The sequence below is a fragment of the Streptomyces sp. NPDC014891 genome, assembly GCF_043081085.1.
In the GTDB taxonomy this organism is placed as follows: Bacteria; Actinomycetota; Actinomycetes; order Streptomycetales; family Streptomycetaceae; genus Streptomyces.
Genome location: NZ_JBIBWF010000001.1, coordinates 571,355 through 597,463, shown reverse-complemented (window position 1 = coordinate 597,463; position 26,109 = coordinate 571,355). Strand labels below are relative to the sequence as shown.

The 26,109-nt window shown below is 74.7% G+C and carries 11 protein-coding genes (1 of these 11 running past the window's edge); 9 read left to right on the top strand and 2 right to left on the bottom strand.

All coding sequences use genetic code 11. The annotated features are described in order from the left end of the window. Positions 1-34 precede the first annotated feature (34 nt). From ACF09E_RS02455 to ACF09E_RS02425, 7 genes are read left to right on the top strand one after another with little or no spacing between them, the layout of a single operon-like run. Entirely contained in the window at positions 35-319 is a 285-nt protein-coding gene (locus ACF09E_RS02455) for a phosphopantetheine-binding protein (protein WP_392203465.1), read from the top strand. After that, on the top strand, positions 316-1,719 hold the full coding sequence (locus ACF09E_RS02450; RefSeq protein ID WP_392203464.1) for a TrpB-like pyridoxal phosphate-dependent enzyme: 1,404 nt from the start codon (positions 316-318) through the stop codon (positions 1,717-1,719). The genes ACF09E_RS02455 and ACF09E_RS02450 overlap by 4 nt, the downstream gene beginning before the upstream one ends. Next, positions 1,716-2,915: an acyl-CoA dehydrogenase family protein gene (locus ACF09E_RS02445; RefSeq protein WP_392203463.1), complete on the top strand. Its 1,200-nt coding sequence runs from the start codon at positions 1,716-1,718 to the stop codon at positions 2,913-2,915. The genes ACF09E_RS02450 and ACF09E_RS02445 overlap by 4 nt, the downstream gene beginning before the upstream one ends. After that, positions 2,899-4,491, top strand: coding sequence for an amino acid adenylation domain-containing protein (locus ACF09E_RS02440; protein ID WP_392203462.1), 1,593 nt, complete (start codon positions 2,899-2,901; stop codon positions 4,489-4,491). The genes ACF09E_RS02445 and ACF09E_RS02440 overlap by 17 nt, the downstream gene beginning before the upstream one ends. Next, positions 4,488-5,306 carry an alpha/beta hydrolase gene (locus ACF09E_RS02435; protein WP_392203461.1) on the top strand — a complete coding sequence of 273 codons (819 nt, stop codon included), beginning with the start codon at positions 4,488-4,490 and terminating at the stop codon, positions 5,304-5,306. The genes ACF09E_RS02440 and ACF09E_RS02435 overlap by 4 nt, the downstream gene beginning before the upstream one ends. Beyond that, positions 5,293-6,150 (top strand): enoyl-CoA hydratase/isomerase family protein, encoded by an 858-nt coding sequence (locus ACF09E_RS02430; RefSeq protein WP_392203460.1) that lies wholly within the window; start codon positions 5,293-5,295, stop codon positions 6,148-6,150. The genes ACF09E_RS02435 and ACF09E_RS02430 overlap by 14 nt, the downstream gene beginning before the upstream one ends. Before the next feature lie 12 nt (positions 6,151-6,162). Further along, complete coding sequence (locus ACF09E_RS02425; RefSeq protein WP_392203459.1) at positions 6,163-7,095, top strand: TauD/TfdA family dioxygenase; 933 nt, start codon at positions 6,163-6,165, stop codon at positions 7,093-7,095. Positions 7,096-7,178: 83 nt separating this feature from the next. On the opposite strand, the gene ACF09E_RS02420 is transcribed toward ACF09E_RS02425, so the two are convergent. Beyond that, positions 7,179-8,423 (bottom strand): hypothetical protein, encoded by a 1,245-nt coding sequence (locus ACF09E_RS02420; protein ID WP_392203458.1) that lies wholly within the window; start codon positions 8,421-8,423, stop codon positions 7,179-7,181. After that, positions 8,413-9,480 carry a polyprenyl synthetase family protein gene (locus ACF09E_RS02415; RefSeq protein WP_392203457.1) on the bottom strand — a complete coding sequence of 356 codons (1,068 nt, stop codon included), beginning with the start codon at positions 9,478-9,480 and terminating at the stop codon, positions 8,413-8,415. Before ACF09E_RS02415 ends, ACF09E_RS02420 begins: the two co-directional genes overlap by 11 nt. Positions 9,481-9,710: 230 nt before the next feature. Between ACF09E_RS02415 and ACF09E_RS02410 the strand changes: the two genes are divergently transcribed. Next, entirely contained in the window at positions 9,711-23,933 is a 14,223-nt protein-coding gene (locus ACF09E_RS02410) for an amino acid adenylation domain-containing protein (RefSeq protein ID WP_392203456.1), read from the top strand. Continuing rightward, on the top strand, positions 23,930-26,109 hold the start of the coding sequence (locus ACF09E_RS02405) for a non-ribosomal peptide synthase/polyketide synthase (RefSeq protein ID WP_392203455.1). It continues 16,003 nt past the right edge of the window; 2,180 of the gene's 18,183 nt are visible here — the first part of the coding sequence; its start codon is at positions 23,930-23,932; the stop codon falls past the right edge of the window. Before ACF09E_RS02410 ends, ACF09E_RS02405 begins: the two co-directional genes overlap by 4 nt.

The window sequence follows — 26,109 nt, the reverse complement described above, 5'->3', positions numbered from 1 at the left end:
CTGACGTATTTCCTGTTCCAAGGAGCCTTTCGACATGCTGCCCGACGACGACGTGGCCACGAAGGTCCGCGCACTCATGGTCGACGCCCTCGATCTCCGCCTCGACCCCCGGGACATCGGCCCCCAGACGTCGCTCTACTCTCCGATGATCCAGCTCGACTCGCTCAACCTCCTCCAGCTCCTGCTCGCCGTGGAGAACGAGTTCGGCGGCCACATCGAGGACGAGGACGTCATGGAGGCCGACCTGGAGACCGTCGGCGACCTGGTCGCGCTCGTCCGCCGGCACATCGCCGGCCTGCGGACGGAGACCCCGGCATGAAAGCCGTGCGCAACCAGTACCTCCTCGACGAGGACGACGTCCCGACCCACTGGTACAACATCCTCGCCGACCTCGACGTGTCGGCCTCCGACGTCCGCCGGGCCCGGCCCGCCGCGGGACCGGACGCCGACGCGCAGACGGCCGACCGCGGCTCCACCGGCGCCAACATCCCGCTGTCCATGTACCGCGGCAGCGTCGGCACCGAGCGCCACGTGAAGATCCCCGACCCGGTGCGCGCGCAGTACCAGCGCTGGCGCCCCACCCCGCTGATCCGCGCCCACCGCCTGGAGCAGGCGCTCGACACCCCCGCGCACATCTACTACAAGTACGAGGGGGCCAACGCCTCCGGCAGCCACAAGCTGAACTCCGCCCTCGCGCAGGCCCACTACTACAAGAAGGCCGGCGTCCAGGAGATCACCACCGGCACCGGGGCCGGCCAGTGGGGCACCGCGCTGTCCATGGCCTGCCACGCCCTCGACCTCGCCTGCACCGTCTTCATGGTCAACTGCAGCTACCGGCAGAAGCCCTACCGCAGGGTCCTCATGGAGCTCAACGGCGCCCGCGTCATCCCGAGCCCGAGCGGCACCACCGAGGCGGGCCGCGCCCTGCTGGCCGCCTCGCCCGACGGCGACGGCAGCGTCGCCATCGCCAACGCCGAGGCCCTCGAACACGCGCGGAGCGTCACCCGCGGCGCCTTCTCCGTCGGCAGCGGCGAGAACCACGTCCTGCTGCACCAGACGGTCATCGGCGAAGAGGCCCTGCTCCAGATGGAGATGGCGGGCGAGTTCCCCGACGTCGTCATCGGCGCCATGGGCGCCGGCAGCAACTTCGCCGGTCTCGCCTTCCCCTTCCACCGCGAGAAGCTCCGCACCGGCGCCGGGACCCGGCTGGTCGCCGTGGAGCCCGAGGCGTGCCCCAAGATGACCCGGGGCCGCTACGCCTGGGACTACAACGACTTCTCCGGCACCACCCCCATGACGAAGATGTACACCCTCGGCCACACCTTCGTCGCGCCCGGCGTCCACGCCGGCGGACTGCGCTACCACGGCGCCGCCCCGCTGGTGAGCGCCCTCTACGACCGCGGCCTCATGGAGGCCGTGGCCTACGGACAGAAGGAGGTGTTCGAGGCCGGGGCGTTCTTCGCCCGCACGGAGAACCTCATCCCCGCCCCCGAGTCCGCGCACGCCGTCAAGTGCGCCGTCGACGAGGCCGTACGGGCCCGCGAGGAGAACCGGCCGCGCGTCATCCTCTTCAACGTCAGCGGCCACGGGCTGCTCGACCTCTCCGCGTACGACCAGTACCTGGCGGGCACCCTGGAGGACCACGTGGTCTCCGACGGCCACATCGCGGCCTCGCTGGCCGGGCTGCCCGCCCTCGACACGGTCGGCGGCCACCCGTGAACCTCAGCCCCACCGAGGAACAGACCGCCCTCGCCGACCGGTTCCGCCTGCTCGGCCGGGACCTCGGCGCCGACCTCCCGGCCCGGGAACGCACCGGGACGCTCCAGCCCGGCGACTGGCAGCGCTGCGCCGACGCCGGAGTCCTCGGCCTCCCCGTGCCCCGCGCGTACGGCGGCCTCGGCCTGGACCCGCTGACCTGCGCCCTCGCCCTGGAGGGCCTGGGCGAGGGCTGCCGCGACAACGGCCTCATGATCGCGCTCGGCGCGCACATCTGGGCCGCGGAGATCCCGCTGCTGCTCTTCGGGAGCGAGGAGCAGAAGACGCGCTACCTCCCCGGGCTCTGCGACGGCCGGCTGATCGGCGCACACGCCATCACCGAGGCCGCCTCCGGCTCCGACGCCCTCTCCCTGACGGCCACGGCCCGCCGCGACGGCGACCACTACGTCCTCGACGGCGCCAAGCGCTTCGTCACCAACGCGCCCCTCGCCGACGTCTTCCTCGTGTACGCCACCGTCAACCCGGCCCTCGGGTTCACCGGGGTCACCGCCTTCCTCGTCGACCGCGACCAGCCGGGGCTCACCGTCGAGACCCGCTACGAGAAGGCCGGCCTGCGCACCGCCCCCTGGGGAGAGATCACCCTCGAAGGCTGCCGGATCCCGCTCTCCGCCCGGCTCGGCGCGGAGAAGCAGGGCTCCCGCGTCCTCGCCGCGACCATGGCCTGGGAACGCTCGCTGATCCTCGCCCCGCTGCTCGGCGCCATGGGGCGCCAGATCGACGAGTGCGTGCGGTACGCGCGCACCCGTGAACAGTTCGGCCGGAACATCGGCAAGTTCCAGTCCGTCTCCCACCGCGTCGTCGAGATGCGGATCCGGCTGGACGAGGCCCGCCTGCTCACCCACCGGGCCGCCTGGGACCTCGGACGGGGCGTCCCCTCGCACTACCCCGAGGCCGCCCAACTGCGCACCAGCGAGTCCGCCGTCGAGACCTTCCTCGACGCCCTGCAGGTGTACGGCGGACTCGGCTACACCACCGACACCGACGTCGAACGGAATCTGCGCGACGCGCTCGGCACCCGGATCTCCTCCGGCACCTCCGACATGCAGCGGCTGGTCATCGCCGAGAAGCTCGGCCTGACCACCCGCGCCCGCGCCGCGTCCCCCCGCCCCGCAGGAGCCCTCCATGCGCACGCTGAATGAGCTGCTGACCCGCGCCGCGGCCGCCCGGCCCACCGCCGAGGCCGTCCGCCACCGGGGCCGCTCCACCGACTACGCCGCCCTGGACCGGGCCGCCACCGCGCTCGCCGCGACCCTGCGCGAGCAGGGAGTCCGCCCCGGAGACCGGGTGGGCCTGTGGTTCGGCAAGTCGACCGAGACCCTCGTGACCCTCCACGCCATCCTCAAGTGCGGGGCCGCGTACGTCCCGGTCGACCCGGCCACGCCCGTGGGCCGCGCCGCGTACATCCTCGACGACTGCGCCGTCGGCTGCCTGGTCACCGACGCGCCCCGGCTCGCCCTGCTCCACGAGCACGGGCTCCCCGCCGCGCTGCGCACGGCCGTCCTCGTCGGCGACGAGCCGGCAACGGCCGACGCGCCCGCGCGGGCGGACCGGACGGCGCTCCGGACGACGAACTGGGACCGGGCCGTGGACCGGCCGGTGCCGGAAGGGTTCGCGCCCGCGGACGTCGGCCCCGACGACCTCGCTTACATCCTCTACACCTCCGGATCCACCGGCACGCCCAAGGGCGTCATGCTGTCCCATCGCAACGCGGCGGCGTTCGTCGACTGGACCGTGGCCGAGTTCGGGCTGACCGCGGAGGACCGGCTGTCCTCCCACGCCCCCGTCCACTTCGACCTGTCCGTCTTCGACGTCTTCGCCGCCGCGAGCGCCGGCGCCTGCCTCGTCCTCGTGCCCGAGCACCAGCGGGCCCTGGGCCCGGCCCTCAACCGGCTGGTCGCCGAGGAGGGCATCACCGTCTGGTACTCGGTGCCCGGCGCCCTCATCCGGATGCTCGACGCCAGGAACCACGCCCTGCTGGGGACGTCGCGGCTGCGGACCGTGCTCTTCGCAGGCGAACCGTTCGCCCTGAAGCACCTGCGGCGGCTGCGCGCGGCACTGCCGGAGGCGTCCCTGCACAACCTCTACGGCCCGACCGAGACCAACGTCTGCACCCACCACCGCGTCACCGACGACGACCTCGCGCCCCGACGCACCGCGCCCCCGCCCATCGGCCGCCCCTGCCCCTTCGCCGACACCCGGCTGCTCGGCCCGGACGGGCGGGCCGTCCCCGACGTCCCCGGCGCCGAGGGCGAACTCTGCGTCACCGGCGACTCGGTGATGCTCGGCTACTGGGGCCGCCCCCCGCTCGCCGAGGCAGGGGGAGCGGCCAGGACCCACCGCACGGGCGACCTCGTCCGGTCCCTGGAGGGCGGCGGCTACCTCTACCTCGGCCGCCGCGACCACATGATCAAGATCCGGGGCCACCGGGTCGAACCCGAGGAGATCGAGGCCGTGCTGATGCGGCGGCCCGACGTCCACGAGGCCGTCTGCGTCGCCGTCCCGGACGCCGACGGCAACCAGGAACTCCGGGCCCACGTGGTGCCCGCCGACGGCGCGGCGCCCGAGGCCGCGGAGCTGCGCGCCCACTGCGGAGCTACCCTCCCGCGCTACATGGTCCCGGCCGCCTTCCACCTCGCGGGCTCCTTCCCCCGCACCTCGACCGGCAAGATCGACCGCCGGGCGCTGGCCGCCCCCGCCCTCCGGGAGCCGGCGTGACCGCCCGCGTGCTCACCCTGCGCCGGCCCAGCCAACTCATCGGCCGCGACAAGGGCGTCAACGTCGTCCTGCCCGGCGACTACAGCGAGGACGGACCGCCCCACCCCGTCCTGTACCTCCTGCACGGCTACGGCGGCAGCAAGGAGACCTGGCTGGTCAACACCCGCCTCGTCGACCTCGTCGGCGACAGCCGGACCATCGTCGTCCTGCCGCAGAGCGGACGCCGCTGGTTCGTCAACGACCACGCCGGACTGCGCTACGAGGACCACCTCGTCCACGAACTCGTCCCGGAGATCGACGCCCTGTTCCACACCCGCGCCCACCGCTCGGGACGCGCCGTCGGCGGCTTCTCCATGGGCGGGGCCGCCGCGCTCTTCCTGGGGCTGCGGCACCGCGACACCTTCGGGGCCGTCGCCTCGCACGCCGGGGCCTTCGAGGCGCCGCTGCGGACCGGGGACCCGTACGCCGCCTTCCGCTCGGACCCCGCCTTCGCCATGCCGACCGTGGAGAGCCACGAGCGGGTCTGGGGCCCGCCCGGCAGCGAGACCCGGCGGCGGTACGACCCGTACCGCCTCATCGGGCAGGACAGCGGCACCCCGCCGCCCGCCCTGTACCTGGACATCGGCACCGAGGACCACGACCGGATGCGGGCCATGAACCGCCGGGTCCGCGACGCGCTGCGCGAACGCGGCCACGAGGTCACGTACCACGAGCGGCCCGGCGGCCACGACTGGCGGTTCGTCGACGGAGCCCTGCCGGCCTCGCTGGAGTTCGTCGCCCGCCACACACAGGAGCGGACCCGTGAACGCATCTGAACCCTCCCTCCTGGTCACCCGCCCGCTGCCGGGCGTCGTCACGGCCTCCCTGAACCGGCCCGCCCGCAGGAACGCCCTCGACGAGGACCTGTTCGCCCGCCTCGCGGAGCTCTGCGCCGCCCTGCGCGCCGACCCCTCCGTACGGGTCCTCGTCCTGACCGGCGCGGGGGACACCTTCTGCGCCGGGTACGACATCGACGAGGTCGGCCGGATCGCCTCGCTGCCCCCGCTCACCCTGCTCGACCTGCTGCACCGGCAGGCCGAGGCGATCACCGGGCTCACCGGGCTGCCGCAGACCGTGATCGCCGCCGTCGACGGCGCCGCCGTCGGCGCCGGGCTGTCCCTGGCACTCGCCGCCGACATCCGGCTCGCCGCGCCCGGCGCCCGCTTCCGGGCCTCCTTCGTGCAGATGGGGCTCTCCGGCGGCGACATGGGCGCCTCATGGCTGCTGCCCCGGCTCACCGGCCTCGGCTTCGCCTCCGACATGATGCTCACCGGCCGGTTCGTGGCCGCCGACGAGGCCCTCGCCCGCGGTCTGGTGAGCCGGGTGACCGCCCCCGGCGAACTCGCCACCGGGGCACTCGGCCTCGCCGCCGAGATCGCCGCGCACAGTCCGGTCTCGCTGGCCCTCACCAAGCAGGTCCTCCAGGCCAACACCGACGCTCCCTCCCTGGCGGCCGCCCTCGCACGGGAGGCCCCCGTCCAGGTCGTCGCCGCCCACTCGCCGGACGTCCACGAGGCGGTCGCCGCCTTCCGTGACCGCCGCGCCCCCGACTTCGGGGCGGACCGGCCGACGAACCCCCCTCCCGCCGGGGACGCCGTCCCTGCGGCGACCCCCTCCTGAAAGGAACCCCGCGTGACCACCGAGAACGCCTGGCAGCCCCGGATCCTGCGCCCCGCCGACGTGGGCGCCGACGCCACCCCGCAGGGGCTGGAGGAGTACCTGCGGGCCACCGACGTCGGCCGGCTCCTGACCGAGGAACGCGCCGTCTACCTCCGCGGCTTCGGCATCACCGCCGACACCTACGACGGCGCCGCCGACCGGCTGCTGGCGAACCGGCTCGCGTACGTCCACGGCAACTCGCCCCGTACCAAGGTCGGCCGCAACCTCTACACCTCCACCGAGTACCCGGCAGAGTTCGAGATCTCCATGCACAACGAGATGTCGTACGCGCACACCTGGCCCGCGCGGATCCTGTTCTACTGCGACGTGGCCGCCGCCACCGGCGGTGCGACCCCGCTCGTCGACGGCCGCCTGTGGCTGGAGTCCATCGACCCCGAGGTCCGGGCGGCCTTCGCCCCCGGCGTCCGCTACACCCAGAACCTCCACGACGGCATGGGCTTCGGCAAGAGCTGGCAGGCCACCTTCGAGACCGAGGACAGGGCCGAGGTCGAGGCGTTCCTCGACGGGGCCGAGGCCGAGTGGAGCTGGCAGCCCGACGGCACCCTCCGGGTCACCCAGCTCCGCCGCGCGACCCTGGAGCACCCGGTCACCGGCACGGAGGTCTGGTTCAACCAGGCCGACCAGTGGCACATCGCCGGACTCGGCGACGACGCCGCCGCGCTCGCCGAACTCATCCCCGAGGACGAGCTCCCGCAGAACGCGTTCTTCGCCGACGGCAGCCCCATCCCGGCCGACTACATCACCCACGTCCAGGAGATCGGCATGAAGACCGCCGTGGACGTCGCCTGGGAGGCCGGCGACCTGCTGCTCGTCGACAACGTCGCGGTCGCGCACGGCCGCCGCGCCTTCACCGGGCAGCGCCGCATCCTGGTCGCCATGGCCTGATCCGCGACCGCCCGTGCGGACGCCTCGAAGGGCCGGCCCGAGCGGGCCGGCCCTTCGAGGCGTTCACCGTGGGGGAGGGGCCGTCAGGACGCCCACCGGTCGAGGGCGGCCAGGAACGCCGGCACGTCGTCCGCGATCCGGCCGGAGGCCGCGAACCGCCGCGACGGCAGCCCCTCGACGACACGGCGCAGCGTCTCCTCCGTCTCCCGGACGACCGGGGAGAAGTCGAGCCGCAGCAGTTTCGCCACCGCGCCCAGGGTGCTGCGCGGCCCCGCGCCCAGGACCTGCCCGGCGCGTCCCCCGGAGGACGCCGGTGCCTCGCCGTCCCGGTCCACGAAGACCACCAGGTCCACCGGCAGCGGCCGCGCGGGCAGGGGCCCGCCCCCGGGGCGCACCGGAAACAGGTATTCCCGCCCGCGGTGGTCCGCGGGCAGCTCCGAGGCGTGCCCCTCGACCGGCGTCCCGGTGACCCGCTCGATGAGGGCCCGGTCGTCCGGGTGCGCCCGGCACTCCCACGCGCCGCTCAGGAACAGCGGGACGACGGCGCGGTCCGCCGTCACGAACACCAGGTCCTCCGCGACGACCCGCCAGCCGTGGGCGAAAGCCGCGAGCCCGAGGGTGGACTTGCCCGACCCGGACGCCCCGGCGAGCAGCACGGTGAACCCGTCGTCCCGGGTGACGGCCACGCCGTGGATCAGTGCCATCCCGCCGCTCAGCATCAGCGGGGCGATCAACGCCATCCGCGCCAGCTTGCGCCGGAACGCCTCGTGGCTCGCGGACACCTCCACGAGCGCGCCCGGCGCACGGCCGGCGACGGGCGGGGCGCCGGCGGCCTGTGCTTCGCCGGCCGTCCCGCGGCCGGGGTCGGGCGAGGCCGTCAGCAGACCGGCCGTGCCCGAAGACTCCCGGGCCGGCCAGTGGATCCACCGCTCGTCCCCGCTCTCGCCGTACGCGGCCCAGGGCCCTCCCCGCGCGGGCGGCGGCTCCCCGGGCGGCGGGCGGTACGCGTCCACCGCCCGCACCCGCAGCCGGACCGCCCCGGGGCCGGGGACCGGTCCGGCGCCGCGGGCCAGCGCCCCGGCGAAGACGTCGAGCCCCTCGACGGGGTCGACCGCGTCCCAGAACGATCCCGGCGTGCCCGGCGGCACGGCGAAATCCCAGTCCGCGACCACCCGTTCGGAGGCGAGCCGCCCGGAGGCGGCGGGACGCCGACGACCGGACGCGGCCCCGTCGGCGGACGCGCCGTCCACGGACACGCGGTCGGTGGACGCGCCCTGGGCGGCCCGGCCCGGAGCGGCCGGGGCCGGCAGGCTCAGGTCACTTGTCACGGTAGGCGGCCTGCCTCGCCATGGTGTGGAGCGCGGCGGCCCAGTCCGGTTCCAGCGTTCCGCGCACCGCGGCCCGCGCGGTCTCGATCCGCTCCCCGATCACCGCCTCCACCCGGTCGCGCACCCCGGTCCGGACGAGCACCTCGTGCAGCCGCTCGGGGGCGACGCCGGCGAGGTCGTCGCCGACCAGCTCCCGCACCTCCTCCTCGTGGCGCAGCGCGATCGACATCAGCAGCGTCATCTTGTGCTGCTTGAAGTCGAGCTGGGCGGGCTTGCCGGTCACGTCGGAGCTGCCGAACGCGTCGAGCAGGTCGTCCCGGAGCTGGAACGCCTCGCCGAGCGCGAGACCGTACCGCTCGAACGCGGGCTGCAGCTCCGACGCGCCGGCGAGCTGCGCCCCCATGGCCAGCGGACGGTAGACGGTGTAGCGCCCGGACTTGAACAGCGCGATCCAGCTGGACAGTTCGGGGTCCGGCACGAAACGGGCCGCGGCCCGCACGTCCAGGAACTGGCCGATCATCAGCTCCGTGCACAGCTCGCCCCAGATCCGGCGGGCGTGCGGGGGGCAGTCGGCGAGGAGCCGCTCCGCGTACACCAGCGCGAGGTCGCCGGCGAGGACGGCGACGCTCTCGCCGTACCGGCGCGGCTCGCCGCGCCAGTCCCGCTCGGTGTGCAGCGTCGAGTGCACGACGTGCGCGGTCGGCTCGTTGCGGCGCAGCCCCGAGTCGTCCATGACGTCGTCGTGGAGCAGGGCGAAGGTGTGCAGCAGCTCCAGGGCGGCGGCCACGTCGACGATGACCTGCTCCTCCGGGTCGCCGCCGCCGGCGAGATAGCCCGCGACGCAGAACGCCGGGCGCAGACGCTTGCCACCGCTGCCGACCATGCGGGTCACGCAGTCGATCAGCTCGGCCGAGTCCTCGTTGAGCGCCGCCCAGGAACGGCGCTCCTCGGCGAGGAATTCATGAATACGTCGCTCCACCCGCGCCAGGACGCGGTCGCGTGTCTCACGGGCGGCGACACCGGTGAATTCCGGACTCACCGGAAAGGCAATGGACATACGGATCTCCTGATGGCGGATAGACCTCAACAGGCTCTTTCTCGCACACCCAAGCTCCCCCGAAAAGAGGCAGCTTGGCGTATAGGCGCTGTCCAGAGGGGTCGGCGGTGCGCGCACTACCGTTCAGCGCAGTGTGCAGACCACGTCTGCGAGAAACCACTGACCTGATTGTTCTTGCGGTGTGCCAGGAGTCGCCTGTCGCGCACCTGATAGGTGGATGGCGAGGAATCATGGACCGGTCTCAGTCTTTTGCCGACGGCGAGCAGCGGCTTCCGCTGACCGGGGCTCAGGCAGGGGTGTGGTTCGCGCAGGCCGTCGAACCCGACAGCCCGATCTTCCGCGCGGCGGAGTACCTGGAGATCCACGGCACGCTGGACACCGCGCTCTTCGAGCGGGCGCTGCGCCGTATGACCGCCGAGGCGGACGCCCTGCACATCCGGTTCGTCGACACCGACGAAGGCCCCCGCCAGGTCATCGGCTCCGAGCCCGCCTGGACCCTGCGGACCGTCGACGTCTCCGGCGAGGCCGACCCCCGTCGCGCCGCCGAGGAGTGGATGGGCCGCGACCTGCGCCGCCGCATCGACCTGACCGGCTCACCGCTGTTCACCTACGCCCTGTTCAAGGCCGCCGAGGACCGCTGGTTCTGGTACCACGCCTACCACCACATCCTGCTCGACGGCGTCGGAGCCGCCCTCCTGGTCCGTCGTGTCGCCGACGTCTACACCGCGCTCGCCACGGGAGCCGATGCCGGCCCCACCCCCTTCGGCTCGGTCCGCACCCTGCTCGCCGAGGACGCCGCGTACCGCGCGTCGGGTGACCTCGCCGACGACCGGGAGTTCTGGCGCGGCCGGTACGCCGACCAGCCCGAGCCGGTCGCCCTCTCCACCCGCCCGCTGAAGCCGTCCGCCGACTTCGTCCGGCGCAGCGCCGAGCTGCCCGAGGACGTCCGCGAGGATCTGGTCCGCGCGGCGGAGCAGGCCGGCACCGCCCGTTCCCGCGTCGTCATCGCCGCCACCGTCGCCTACATGCACCGCATGACCGGCCTGACCGACATCGTGCTCGGCCTGCCGGTCACCGCCCGCCCCGGGCCCGAGTCGCGCACCGCTCCCGGCATGGCGGCCAACGTCGTCCCGCTGCGGGTCGCCGTCGACGACGCCACCACCGTCGGCGAACTCCTGGAGCGCACCCGGGTCGCGCTGCGCGGCCTCGTCGCCCACCAGCGCTACCGCGGCGAGGAGCTGCGCCGCGACCTCGGCCTGCCCAACGACCACCGCCGCTTCTTCGGCCCGCTGCTCAACGTCGTCCCGTTCGACTACGACCTCAGCTTCGCGGGTCTGCGCGCCGACGCCCACAACATGTCGCTTCGGCTCATCGAGGACCTCGCCGTCTCCGTGTACGACCGCCGCGACGGCGGCGGCATCCGCGTCGACTTCGACGCCCACCCGGAGCTGTACGCCCCCGCCGAGCTCGCCGCCCACCAGGACCGCTACCTGCGGTTCGTCGGCCGGATCGCCCGTGCGCTCGACGAGCCGGGGACGCCCCTCGGCCGGATCGGACTGCTCGGCGAGGAGGAGCGGGACGCGGCCCTCGCCCGCCCCGCCGCGGTCGGGCCCCCCACCGACGGCCCCACGCTCGCCGCCCTGTTCGAGCGCCAGGTCCTCGCCTCCCCCGACGCGCCGGCCCTCGCGTTCCAGGACACCGTCCTCGACTACGCCGAGCTGAACCGGCGCGCCAACCGGCTCGCCCGGCTGCTCGCCGCCCGCGGCGTCGGACCCGAGGACCGGGTCGCCCTGCTGCTGCCGCGCTCCGCCGAGTTCGTCGTCGCGATCCTCGCCGTCGTCAAGGCCGGAGCCGCGTACGTCCCCGTGGACCCGGGCTACCCCGAGGCCCGCGTCGCGCACATCCTCGGCGACGCGGCCCCCGTCCGCGTGCTCGTCGACGCCTCCACCGCCGCCGTCGCCGAGGCCGCCGGGCGCACCCCGCTCGCCCTCGACGACCCCGCAGTCACCGCCGAGCTGGCGACGCTCTCCGGCGCCGACCTCGCCGACGAGGACCGCACCGCCCCGCTGACCGCCGCGCACGCCGCGTACGTCATCTACACCTCCGGCTCCACCGGCCGCCCCAAGGGCGTCGTGGTCACCCACGCCGGACTGCCGGGTCTCGCCGACACCTTCGTCCGGCGGCTCGACGTCCGTCCGGGCAGCCGAGTCCTCCAGTTCGCCTCCATGGGCTTCGACGCGATGGTGCCCGAGCTGTGCATGGGCCTGCTCGCCGGAGCGACCTTCGTCCTCGCCCCCGCCGAGCGGCTGCTGCCCGGCGACCCGCTGGCCGCGTTCGCCCGCGAGGCCGGGATCACCCACGCGATCCTGCCGCCGTCGTCGCTGGCCGTCATGGACCCCGCCGCCGACCTGCCCCCGGGCATGACCATCCTCATCGCCGGCGAGGCCGCCGGCGAGGAACTGGTCTCCCGCTGGGCGCCCGGCCGGCTCTTCGTCAACGGCTACGGCCCCACCGAGACCACCGTCTGCGCCACCATGAGCGAGGCCCTCGACGGCTCCCGCACGCCCCCCATCGGCGACCCCATCGCCGAGACCCGCGTCTACGTCCTCGACAGCGCCCTGCTGCCCGTGCCGCCCGGCGTCACCGGCGAGCTGTACGTCGCCGGCCCCAGCCTCGCCCGCGGATACCTCGGCCGCTCCGCGCTCACCGCCGAGCGGTTCGTCGCCCACCCCTTCGGCCTGCCCGGCGAGCGCATGTACCGCACCGGCGACCTCGTCCGCCAACTTCTCGACGGATCACTGGAGTTCGTCGGACGCGCCGACGAGCAGACCAAGATCCGCGGCTACCGCGTCGAGCCCGGCGAGGCCGAGGCCGCCCTGCTGCGCCTGCCCTCCGTGGCCCAGGCCGCCGTGACCGTACGCCGGTCCGCCGACGGCACCCCCGCGCTCGCCGGATACGTCGTCCCCGCAGCCGGCACGGCGGCCGGACCCGACCCGGCCGCCGTCCGCGACGCGCTCGCCGAGGTCCTGCCCGGCTACCTCGTCCCCGCGACCGTCACCGTCGTCGACGCCATCCCCGTCACGCCCAACGGCAAGGTCGACCACAGGGCCCTGCCCGAGCCGGGCCCGGCCGCCACCGGCGCGGGCAGGGAGCCGAGCACCCCGCTCGAACACGCCCTCGCCGCCCTGTTCGCCGACGCCCTCGGCCAGGACGCCGTCCTCGCCGACGACGACTTCTTCGCCCTGGGCGGCCACTCCCTCATGGCCGCCCGCCTCGCCCGCCGGATCTCGGCCGAACTCGGCCGGGACTGCGGCGTCGAGGCCCTCTTCGCCGAGCCCACCGTCCGCCGGCTCGCCGTCCGCCTCGAAGGAGCGACCTCCGGGCGCCCCGCGCTCACCCCCGCGCCCCGCGACGGCGACCTCGCCCTCTCCTACGCCCAGCAGCGCCTGTGGTTCCTCGACCAGCTCGAAGGTCCCAGCGCCGCGTACAACATCCCGCTCGTGCTCACCCTCGACGGCACGCTCGACCGCACCGCCCTCGGCGCCGCGCTCGGCGACCTCACCGACCGCCACGAGATCCTGCGCACCGTCTACCGCGAGACCGACGGCGTCGCCGCCCAGCACATCCTGCCCGCCGGCGACGCGCCCCCGCTCACCGTCCGCACGGCGAGCGACGACACCCTGGACGCCGAGCTGTCCGCCGCAGTAGCCCACCGCTTCGCCCTCGCCGGCGAACCCCCGCTACGGGCCACCCTGTTCGCCCTCGCCCCCGACCGGCACGTCCTGCTGCTCCTGCTCCACCACATCGCCGCCGACGCGGGTTCCCTCGCCCCGCTGCTCGGCGACCTCACCGACGCCTACACGGCCCGCCGCGCCGGTCGCGTCCCCGCCCGGGCCCCGCTCGCCGTCCAGTACGCCGACTACGCGGCCTGGCAGCGACGCGCCCTCGGCGACGAGAGCGATCCCGACAGCTCCGCCGCCCGCCAGATCGCCTTCTGGAAGCGACAGCTCGACGGCCTGCCCGACCACCTCGACCTGCCCGCCGACCACCCCCGCGGCGCCGGTTCGGCAGCCCCCGCCGACCTGGTCGCCCTCGACCTCGACGCGGCCGCCCACCGCCGCCTCGCCGCGCTCGCCCGCGCCACCGGCACCAGCACCTTCATGGTCGTCCAGACCCTCGTCGCCACCCTGCTGACCCGGCTCGGAGCCGGCACCGACATCGCCCTCGGCACGCCCGTCACCGGCCGCCCCGAGGACAGCCTCGACGACCTCGTCGGCTTCTTCACCAACACCCTCGTGCTGCGCACCGACACCTCCGGCGACCCCACCTTCGCCGAACTCCTCGCCCGCGTCCGCACGAGCAACCTGGACGCCTACGCCCACCAGGAGCTCCCCTTCGAGCGGCTGGTCGAGGTGCTCAACCCGGCCCGCTCCACCTCCCACCACCCGCTGTTCCAGGTCATGATCTCCATGGACAGCTCGGAACGGTCCCAGCCCGCCGTCGACGGGCTCGCCCTCGGCCTGGTCGACGTGCCCACCGGCACCGCCAAGTTCGACCTGTCGTTCAACGTCCGCGAGCACCGCGGCCCCGACGGCGACGAGGCCGGCCTGTTCCTCGCCCTGGAGTTCCGCACCGACCTCTTCGACCGCACCACCGCCGAAGCGGTCCTGGCCCGCCTCGCCCGGCTCGCCGAAGCCGCCACGGCCGCCCCCGACACCCGCATCGGCAGCGCCCCGCTCCTCTCCGACGAGGAGACCCACCGCCTCCTCGTCGCCTGGAACGACACCGCCGCGCCCGAGACCATGACCGACGTCGTGGGCCGCGTCCGCGCCGTCGCCGCCGAGCACCCCGAGGCCGTCGCCGTCACCGACGACCACGGCGACGTCACCTACGCCGCGCTCATGGACCGCGTCGACCGGCTCGCCGCCCGGCTGCGCGCCCGCGGCGCCCGCCGGGACACCGTCGTCGCCGTCCTCGCCGACCGCGGCGCCGCCGCGATCACCGCCTTCCTCGGCATCCAGGCCGCGTCCGCCGCCTACCTCCCCCTGGACACCCGCGCGCCGCACGAACGGAACGCCTCCCTGCTCGCCGACGCCTCCCCCGCCTGGCTGCTCACCGGCCCCGGCCACGAGGAGACCGGCGCCGCCGTCACCGCCGGAACCGGGACGCAGGCCCTCGCGGTCGACGAACCGGCCGGCCCCGCCCCGGCCGCCGACCCCACCGCCCCGGCCGGCGACCAGCTCGCGTACGTCATCTTCACCTCCGGCTCCACCGGCCGCCCCAAGGGCGCGATGGTCCACCACCGCGGCATGAACAACCACCTGCTCGCCAAGGTCGACGACCTCACCCTCACCGGCGCCGACACCGTCGTGCAGAACGCCCCCCTCACCTTCGACGTCTCCGTCTGGCAGATGATCGCCCCGCTGCTCACCGGCGGCCGCGTCCTGGCGGTCGGCCGGCTCCTCGCCGCCGACCCGCTGGGGCTGTTCCGCCTCGTCGGCCACGACGGGGTCACCGTCCTGGAAGTCGTCCCCTCCCTGCTGCGCGCGGCCCTGGACACCTGGGACGAGGGCGCCGAGGTCCCCGCCCTGCCCGCCCTGCGCTGGCTCGTCGTCACCGGCGAGGAACTCCCCGCCGACCTGTGCCGCCGCTGGTTCGCCCGCTTCCCCGGCATCCCGATGATGAACGCGTACGGACCCACCGAGTGCTCCGACGACGTCACCCACGCCGTCCTCACCCCCGACACCCTCGACGAGCGGCGCATCACCGCCCCCATCGGCCATGCCGTCCGCAACACCACCCTCTACGTCCTCAGCGACGAGCGGCAGCTCGTCCCGCCCGGCACCGCCGGCGACCTGTACGTGGCCGGCGTGGGGGTCGGCCTCGGCTACCTCGGCGACCCCGAGCGCACCGCCGCCGCGTTCGTCCCCGACCCGTTCGCCGCCGACGGCGGCCTCATGTACCGCACCGGCGACCTCGTTCGCCACCGCCCCGACGGGCAGCTGGAGTTCATCGGCCGGCGCGACGCCCAGGTCAAGATCCGCGGCCAGCGCATCGAACTCGGCGAGGTCGAGGCCCACCTGCGGGCCCTGCCCGGCGTCACCGACGCCGCCGCCGCGGTCGTCCCCGGACCGGGCGGACACCGCCACCTCGTCGGCTACGTCGTCGGCGACGACGACGTCCGCGCCCTGCGCGAGGCCCTCGCCGCCGCCCTGCCCGAACACCTCGTCCCCGCCGTCCTCGTCGCCCTGCCCGCCATGCCGCTCACCCCGAACGGCAAGACCGACCGCAAGGCCCTGCCGGCCCCCGACTTCACCACGGCCGAACGGCGCGCCCCGCGCACCCCGCAGGAGGAGATCCTGTGCGGCGTCTTCGCCGACATGCTCGGCCTCGACCGGGTCGGCCTGGACGACGACTTCTTCGCCCTCGGCGGCCACTCCCTCCTCGCCACCCGCCTCGTGGCCCGGATCCGCACCGCCCTGGACACGGACCTGGAGGTGGCGGCGATCTTCGAGACGCCGACCGTCGCAGGTCTCGCCGCCCGGCTCGCCGTCGCGGGACCGGCCCGCGGCGGCCTCGCCCGCCGCGAACGCCCCGACCGGCTCCCGCTGTCCTACGCCCAGCGGGGCCTGTGGTTCCTCAACCGGATGGACCCCGCCGACGGCACCTACAACATCCCCCTGCTGCTGCGGCTCTCCGGTCCGCTCGACCACGACGCCCTGCGCCGCGCCCTCGCCGACGTCGCCACCCGCCACGAGAGCCTGCGGACCGTCTTCCCCGAGACCGACGGCGTCCCCCGCCAACTCGTCCTGGACCCCGAGCGGGCGCGCCCCGTCCTCGACGTCGTCACCGCCGCCGGCCCCGACGCCGACGCGCTCGTCGCCGAAGCCGTCGGCCGCGGCTTCGACATCACCCGCGAGGCACCGTTCCGCGCCCGGCTCATCGAGATCGGACCCGAGACCCACGTCCTCGTCCTCGTCGTCCACCACATCGCCGGCGACGGCTGGTCCACCGCCCCGCTCGCCCGCGACCTCAGCGTCGCCTACGCCGCCGCCCTCGGAGGCCGCCTGCCCGACTGGACCCCGCTGCCCGTCCAGTACGCCGACCACACCCTGTGGCAGCGTGAGCGGCTCGGCGACGAGAGCGACCCGGACAGCGTCCTCTCCGCCCAGACCGCCTACTGGAAGGACGCCCTCGCCGGCCTCCCCGAGGAGCTCGCGCTCCCGACGGACCGGCCCCGGCCCGCGCTGCCCAGCCACCGCGGCGGCCTCGTGCCCTTCCAGCTCGGCCCCGAGACCCACCGCGCCCTGCTCGGCCTCGCCCGCGCCCACGGCGTGACCCCCTTCATGGTGCTGCACGCCACGCTCGCCGCCCTCCTCACCCGCCTCGGCGCCGGCACCGACATCCCGATAGGCGGCTCGGTCGTCGGCCGGGGCGACGAGGCCCTCGACGACGTGGTCGGCTTCTTCGTCAACTCCCTCGTGCTGCGCACCGACACCTCCGGCGACCCCACCTTCGCCGAACTCCTGGAACGCGTCCGCGCCGCGGACATCGCCGCCTTCGCCCACCAGGACCTGCCGTTCGAACGGCTCGTGGAGGCGCTCAACCCGCGCCGCTCGCTCAACCGCCACCCGCTGTTCCAGATCAAACTCGTGCTGCAGAACCTGGACCGCCCCGAGGTCGACTTCCCGGGCCTGCGTGCCGAAGTCGCCCCGATCGACCCCGACATGGCCAAGTTCGACCTGCTCCTCTCCGTCGCCGAACGGTACGACGAGCACGGTGAACCGCAGGGTGTCGAGGCCGCCGCCGGCTACTCCGCCGACCTGTTCGACCGGCCCACCGTCGAGGCCCTCGCCGGCCGCTTCGTCCGGGTCCTCGAATCCGCCCTCGACGACCCGCACCGCCCGCTCGCCCGGCTCGCCGTCATGGACGGCAGCGAACGGCACGACCTGCTCGTCACCCGCAACGCCACCGTCCACGACACCCCCGACACCACCCTCCCGCAGCTCTTCGAGGCACAGGCCGCCCGCACCCCGGACGCCCCCGCCGTCGTCTGCGGCGACGAACGGCTCAGCTACGCCGGGCTCGACGCCCGTGCCAACCGCCTCGCCCACCTGCTCCTCGCGGACGGCGTCGGCCAGGACACCCTGGTCGCCCTCGCCCTGCCCCGCTCCGCCGACGCCGTCGCGGCCATGCTCGCCGTCGGCAAGGCCGGCGCCGCCTACCTGCCGCTCGACCCCGAACACCCCGGCGAGCGCGTCACCCGGCTCCTCGCCGACGCCCGGCCCGCCCTCGTGCTCACCACCGCCGCCACCCTGGACGCCGCCCCGCACCTGGCAGCCGCCGGTGCCCGCGTCCTCGTCCTGGACGCCCCCGACACCGCCGACGCGCTCGACCGCGCCCGCACCGACGCACCGGCCGCGTCCGACCGCACCGCGCCCCTCACCCCCCACGACGCCGCGTACGTCGTCTACACCTCCGGCTCCACCGGCACGCCCAAGGGCGTCGTCGTCGAGCAGCGGTCCCTGGTGGACTACGTGGTGCGCTGCGCCGCCGAGTACCCCGGCCTGAGCGGACGCACCCTGCTCCACTCGCCGCTCTCCTTCGACCTCGGCCTCACCACGCTCTACGGCACCCTCCTCGCCGGCGGCTGCCTCCACGTCGGCGACCTCGACGAGACCCTCGACGTCCCCGGCGGCCTGACCTTCCTCAAGGCCACGCCCAGCCACCTGCCCCTCCTCGACACCCTGCCCGACGAACTCTCCCCGACCGCCGAGCTGATGACCGGCGGCGAGGCCCTGCACGCCGAACAGCTCGCCGCCTGGCGCGCCCGGCACCCGCAGGTCGCCGTCGTCAACCACTACGGCCCCACCGAGACCACCGTCGGCGTCCTCGACCACCGCGTCCCGGCCGGCGCCCCGCTCGCGGCCGGACCGGTCCCGCTCGGCCGCCCCATGTGGAACACCCGCGCCTACGTCCTCGACGCGGCCCTGCTCCCCGTACCCGACGGCGTCACCGGCGACCTCTACATCGCCGGGACCGGCCTGGCCCGCGGCTACCTCGGCCGCCCCGCCGGCACCGCCGAACGGTTCGTCGCCGACCCCTACGGACCCTCCGGCGCCCGCATGTACCGCACCGGCGACCGGGTCCGCTGGAACTCCGCGGGCGTCCTGGAGTACGTCGGGCGGGCGGACCACCAGGTCAAGGTCCGCGGCTTCCGGATCGAACTCGGCGAGGTCGAGGCCGCCCTGCTGTCCGCCCCCGGCGTCCGCCAGGCCCTCCCGCTGGTCCGCGAGGACCAGCCGGACGACAAGCGGCTCACCGCCTACGTCGTCCCCGCCCCCGGCGAGCGGCTCGTGCCCGACCGCGTCCGCGCCCACGTCGCCGAGGTGCTCCCCGCGTACATGACGCCCGCCGCCGTCGTCGTCCTCGACGCGCTCCCGCTCACCGCCAACGGCAAGGTGGACCGGGCCGCGCTGCCCGCCCCCGAGTCCGCCGGCGGACCGGTGACCCGCGCCCCGCGCACCCCGGAGGAGGAGATCCTCGCCGGCCTCTTCGCCGACGTCCTCGGTGTCGCACGCGTCGGCGTCGACGACGACTTCTTCGCGCTCGGCGGCCACTCCCTGCTCGCCATGCGCCTGCTCAGCAGGATCGCCTCCACCCTCGGCGTCCGTGTCGGCGTCAAGGCGCTCTTCGACGCCCCCACCGTCGCCGGCGTCGCCACCCGGCTCACCGCCCCCGGCGAGACGCGCCCCGCGCTCGTCCCCGCCGACCGAGGCGACCGCGTCCCGCTCTCCTTCGCCCAGACCCGGCTGTGGTTCCTCAACCGGCTCGAAGGCCCCAACGCCACCTACAACGTGCCCCTCGTGCTCCGCCTCACCGGCACGCCCGACCGGGCCGCCCTGCGCGCCGCCCTCCGCGACGTCACCGACCGCCACGAGAGCCTGCGCACCGTCTTCCCCGAGACCGACGGCGTCCCCCGCCAGCACGTCCTCGGACCCGTCGAGGGCGCCGCCGTCCTCGACGAACACACCGTCCCGGCCGCCGAGCTGGAGCAGGCGATCACCGACACCGTCCTCGGCGGCTTCGACCTGACCGTCCAGCCGCCGCTGCGGGCCCGCCTGCTCACCGCCGACGCCGACGGCGACGGCGTGCTCGTCCTCGTCACCCACCACATCGCCAGCGACGGCTGGTCCCTCACCCCGCTGCTCGCCGACCTGTCCCGGGCCTACACCGCCCGGACCCGCGGCGCCGCGCCCGCGTGGGAGCCGCTGCCCGTCCAGTACGCCGACTACACCCTGTGGCAGCGCAGCGTCATGGGCGACGAGACCGACCCCGACAGCCAGCTCACCCGCCAGCTCCACCACTGGAGGGACGCCCTCGACGGCCTCCCCGAGGAGCTCGACCTGCCCACCGACCGGCCCCGGCCGGACGTGGCCACCTACCGCGGCGACAACGTGCCGCTGGAGCTCGACGCCGAGACGCACGCCGCGCTCGCCGCGCTCGCCCGCGCCCACGGCGTCAGCCTCTTCATGGTCCTCCAGGCCGGCCTCGCCGCCCTGCTGACCCGGCTCGGCGCCGGCGGCGACATCCCCATCGGCACCCCCATCGCCGGACGCACCGACGACGCCCTCGACGAACTCGTCGGCTTCTTCGTCAACACCCTGGTCCTGCGCACCGACACCGCCGGCGACCCGACCTTCCGCGACCTGCTCGCCCGGGTCCGCGAGACCGACCTCGCCGCGTACACCCACCAGGACCTGCCCTTCGAGCGGCTGGTGGAGGAGCTGAACCCGGTGCGGTCGCTGGCCCGCCACCCGCTCTTCCAGATCATGCTGATCCTCCACAACACCGCCCGGGCCGAGATCGACCTGCCCGGCCTGCGGGTCGAGGTCGAGGGCGCCGACGCCCCGGTCGCCAAGTTCGACCTGTCCGTCAGCCTCTGGGAGCGGCACACCGCCGACGGCGCCGCCGACGGCATCCTCGGCCGGATCGAGTACGCCCTCGACCTGTTCGACCGCTCCACCGCGGAGACCCTCGCCACCCGGCTCCAGCGGCTCCTCACCGCCGCCGCACACACCCCCGAGCTGCCGATCAGCGGCCTCGCGGTCCTCGACGACGCGGAACTCCACGACCTCCTCGTCGTCCGCAACGACACCGACCACCCGCGGCCCGAGGCGTCGCTGCCCGAACTGTTCCACCGCCAGGCCGCCCGCACCCCGGAGGCCATCGCCCTCGTCCGAGGCGACCTCGCCCTCACCTACGCCGAACTCGACGCGCGCTCCGACCGGCTCGCCCACACCCTGCTCGGCCGGGGCGTCCGCCCCGAGGACCGGATCGCGCTGCTCCTCACCGACCGGGCCGCCCACGTCGTGGCGACCCTCGCCGTCGCCAAGGCCGGCGGCGTGTACGTACCGCTCGACGCACGCAGCCCCGAGGCCCGCACCCGGCGGATCCTCGACGGCACCGCGACCGTCCTCGTCCTCGCCGAGACGGCCACCGCCGGCCGCGTCCCGGACGGCTCCGCGCCGGTCCTGCTCCTCGACGAAGGGCTCCCGCCGGCCGGCGCGCCCCGCGCCGGCCTCCCCGCGATCCACCCGGACCGGCTCGCGTACGTCATGTACACCTCCGGCTCCACCGGTGAGCCCAAGGGCGTCGCCGTCACCCACCGCAACGTCGCCGGGCTCGCCCGCGACCGCTACTGGGGCCACGGCACCGACGACCGGGTGCTCATGCACTCCCCGCCGTCCTTCGACGCCTCCACCTACGAACTGTGGGGCCCCCTCCTCAACGGCGCCCGGATCGTCGCGACCGACGGGGACGCCACCGACATCGCCGCCCTGGCCGCCACCATGACCCGGCACCGCGTCACCGTCGGCCTGTTCAGCGAGGGCGTCTTCCGGCTCCTCGCCGAGAACCACGCGGACGCCTTCCGCGACCTGCGCGACATCTACGTGGGCGGCGACACCGCGTCGGCGACCGCCGTCCGCAAGGTCCTGGAGCAGACCACCGGCGCCCGGCTCACCAACAGCTACGGCCCCACCGAGACCACCCTGTGCGTCGTCCACCACGCCCTCACCGACGAGGACGTCGCCCGCAACGCCTTCCCCATCGGCCGCCCGCTCGACAACACCCGCGTCTACGTCCTCGACACGGCCCTGCGGCCCGTCCCCGACGGCGTCACCGGCGAACTGTACGTCGCCGGGGAGGGCCTGGCCCGCGGCTACGCCGGCCGACCCGGCCTCACCGCCGAACGCTTCACCGCAGACCCGTACGGACCGCCCGGGTCACGCATGTACCGCACCGGAGACCGAGTCCGCTGGCGGGCCGACGGCGCCCTGGAGTTCGCCGGCCGCGCCGACGCCCAGGTCAAGGTCCGCGGCTTCCGCATCGAGCTCGGAGAGGTCGAGGCCGCCGTCGCCGCCCACCCGGCCGTCGCCCAGACCGTCGTCGTGGTCCGCGAGGACCGCCCCGGCGACAAGCGCCTGGTCGCCTACGCCGTCCCGGCCACCGGCCGGGCGATCGACCCCGACGCGCTCCGCGCCCATGTCGCGGCCCTGCTGCCCGACTACATGACGCCCGCCGCGTTCGTCGAACTCGCCGAACTGCCCCTCACCCGCACCGGAAAGCTGGACCGCCGGGCCCTGCCCGCACCCCGGTACGAGGGCGGCGGCGACCGTGCCCCGCGCAACGAGCGCGAGCAGCTCCTCTGCGGCCTCTTCGCCGACCTGCTCGGCGTCCCCCGGGTCGCCGTGGACGACAACTTCTTCGCCATGGGCGGCGACAGCATCGTCTCGATCCAGCTCGTCAGCCGGGCCCGCGAGGCCGGACTCGTCCTCACCCCTCGCGACATCTTCCAGCACCAGACCGTCGAGGCCCTCGCCCTCGCCGCGACCGCCCAAGGCACCGACACCCCGCACACCCCCGACGACGGCACCGGCACCGTGCCCGCCACCCCGATCATGGAGTGGCTGCGCGGCCTCGGCGGCCCCGTCGAGGGCTTCAACCAGTCCGTCCTGCTCCGCACCCCCGCGGGCCTCGGCGAACCGGCCCTGATCGCCGCCGCCCAGGCCGTCCTCGACGGACACGACCTGCTCCGCGCCCGCCTCGACCGGACCGCGACCGGCCCGTGGACCCTGGAAGTCCCGCCCGCCGGCAAGACCGACGCCGCCGACCGCGTCACCCGGATCGACATCACCGACGTCCCCGACGACGCCCTCGCCCCCGTCCTCACCGACCACGCCGAGACGGCCCGCCGGGCCCTCGACCCCGACCGCGGCGACATGTTCCGCGCCGTCTGGTTCGACGCCGGGCCCGACCGCGCGGGACGCCTCCTGATCCTCGCCCACCACCTCGTCGTCGACGGCGTCTCCTGGCGCGTCCTCGTCCCCGAACTCATGACCTGCTGGACCGAAGCCGAAGCCGGCCGCGGCACCCGGGTCGCCGCCGCCCGCACCTCCTTCCGCACCTGGGCCCGCCACCTCGCCGACCGCGCCGTCACCGGCACCGCCGAGGCCGAACTCCCGCTGTGGGAGCGGATGACCGCGGAAGCCGACCCGCCGCTCGCCGGCCGCCCCCTCGACCCCGCCGTCGACACCCACGCCACCACCCGCCGCCGCTCCCGCACCCTCCCCGCCGACCGCACCGAGCCCCTGCTCACCACGGTGCCCACGGCGACCGGGACCAGCCCCGACGAGATCCTGCTCACCGCCCTCGCCCTCGCCCTCGCCGAATGGCGGCGCGGCCGCAGGCGCGGCGCGCCCGGCGCCGGACCCGTGCTCCTCGACGTCGAGGGCCACGGCCGCGGCGACGACGACGGCGCCGAACTCTCCCGCACCGTCGGCTGGTTCACCACCATGCACCCGCTGCGCCTCGACCCCGGCGTCCGATGGCACGAAGTCCGCGGCGGAGCCCCCGCAGCCGGAGCAGCCCTGCGCCGGGTGAGCGGCCAGATCCGCGCGGTGCCCGCCAAGGGCGCCGGATACGGCCTGCTCCGCCACCTCAACCCGCGCACCGCCGAGCTCCTCGCGGGCGGCGCCGAACCGCAGATCGGCTTCAACTACCTGGGCCGCGTCCGCACCGACCACTCCGCCGGCACCGCCGACTGGGGCGCCGCACCCGAGGACGTACGCATCGCCCCGACCGACCCGGACCTGCCGTTCGCCCACAGCCTGGAGGTCAACGCGGTCACCCACGACCGCCCCTCCGGACCCGAACTGACCGTCACCTGGACCTGGCCCGGCGGACTCTTCGACGAGGCCGACGTCGAGTCACTCACCGGCCTCTGGTTCGAGGCCCTGGACGCCCTCACGCGGTACAGCACCGCACACGCCGCCGCCGCCGGCGGCGCCCCCCGCAGTCTGACGACATCCGACCTCTCCCTGGCAGACCTGGACCAGGACGAGATCGACGAGCTCGAGGCCGACCTGGCCGACCTGGAGGATCTGACGTGACGCACACCAGCCGACCGGCCCGCAAGCCGTCCGGACTCGAGGGCGTCCTGCCCCTGTCCCCCCTGCAGGAAGGCCTCCTGTTCCACTCCCTGCTCGACGACGGCGAGGGCCCCGACGTCTACGCCGTCCAGCTCGCCGTCGACCTGGAGGGACCGCTCGACGCGAACCGCCTCAAGGACGCGATGGCCGCCCTGCTCCGCCGCCATGCCAACCTGCGCGCCGGATTCCGCTCCGTACACTCCGGGAAGCCGGTGCAGTTCCTCCTCCGCGAGGTCGACCTGCCCTGGCGCGAGGCCGACCTCACCCGGCTGCCGGCGGAGGAGAGGGAGGCCGAACTCGTCCGCCTCGCCGACCGGGACCGCGCCGAGCGCTTCGACCTGGCCGCGCCGCCGCTGATCCGCTGCCTCCTGATCCGCCGCGAGGAGAACCTGCACCGGCTGGTCGTCACCAACCACCACATCCTGCTCGACGGCTGGTCCATGCCGGTCCTGCTGCGCGAACTGTTCACCGTGTACGAGCAGGGCGAGCAGGCCCTGCCCCCCGTCACCCCGTACAAGAACTACCTCCGGTGGCTGGCCGCCCAGGACCGCTCGGAGACCGAGCAGGTCTGGCGGCGCACCCTCGACGGCGTCGAGGAGGCCACCCGCCTGGCCCCCGCCGACGCCGGCCGCGAGGCCCGCATGCCGGAGCGCGTCGAGTCCCTGCTCCCCGCCGACCTCGGCGACGGCATCGCGGAACTCGCCGCCTCCGGCGCGGTCACCCTGAACACCGTCGTCCAGCTCGCTTGGGCCGTCGTCCTGGGCCGCCTCACCGGCCGCGACGACGTCGTCTTCGGCACCACCGTCGCCGGCCGCCCGGCCGAGGTGCCCGGTGTCGAGTCCATGGTCGGCCTCTTCATCAACACCGTCCCGGTGCGCGTCGCCCTCGACCACGACGAACCGTGGTCGAAGGCCCTCACCCGCGTCCAGAACGAACAGGCCGACCTCGGCCCGCACCAGCACCTCGGCCTCGCCGAGATCCAGGCACTCGCCGGCGTCGGCGAACTCTTCGACACCACCGTCCTCGTCGAGAACTACCCCGTGGACCCGGCCGCCGAGGGCACCCGGCTCGACTCCGGGCTGCGCCTCGTCGGCGCCAAGGGCCGTGACGCCACCCACTACCCCCTCACCCTCGTCGTCTCCCGCACGGCCGCCGGCGTGCAGGTGCGCCTCGACTACCGCCCCGACCTCTTGGACCACGCGTCGGCCGAACGGATCCTGCGCCGCCTGGAGCGCGTCCTGCGTGCCGCGGTCATGGACACGGACCGGCCCGTCGGCGCGATCGACGTCCTGGACGCCGTGGAGCGTGAGTGGCTGGTGGGTGGTGTGAACGGGACGGGTGCGGTGGTGCCGGTGGATGTGGTGCCGGTGTGGTTCGCGGAGTGTGCGGGGCGGGTGCCGGGGGCTCTGGCGGTGGTGTGTGGTGGGGTGCGTCTGTCGTATGGGGAGTTGTGGTCCCGTGCGGTGGGTGTGGCGAATGAGCTTGTGCGTGTGGGTGTGGGTCGTGGTGCGGTGGTGGCGTTGGCGGTGCCGCGTTCGGTGGACGCGGTGGTGGCGATGCTGGGTGTGGGTCTTGCGGGTGGGGCGTTCCTGCCGCTGGATCTGGACTTTCCGGCCGACCGCATCGCGTACATCCTCTCCGACGCCCGGCCCGCGGTCATCCTCTCCACCCGCGACACCGCGGACCGTCTTCCCTCCGAGACGACAGTGCCGCTGGTGCTCCTCGATTCCGTCGAGCCCGCTGCCGAACTGGTGGTGGAGTGTGCGGTGTCGGGGGAGGACGCGGCGTACGTGCTGTACACGTCGGGTTCGACGGGCCGCCCGAAGGGTGTGGTGGTGCCGCATGGCTCGCTGCGGAACTTCCTGTGGTCGATGGGCTCGCAGGTCGGGCTGTCGGAGGGGGAGAGGTGGCTGGCGGTCACGACGTTCGGCTTCGACATCTCCCTTCTGGAGGTCTTCCTGCCGCTGGTCTCCGGCGCCGTCGTCGTCATCGCGGATCGTGACGTCGTCCGCGACCCGGCGCAGCTGGGACAGCTGGTGCGTTCCGAGGACGTGTCGGTGATGCAGGCGACGCCGAGCCTGTGGCGTGCCCTGATGGAGACGGACCCGGAGGCCGCGCGGGATCTGAGGATCCTGGT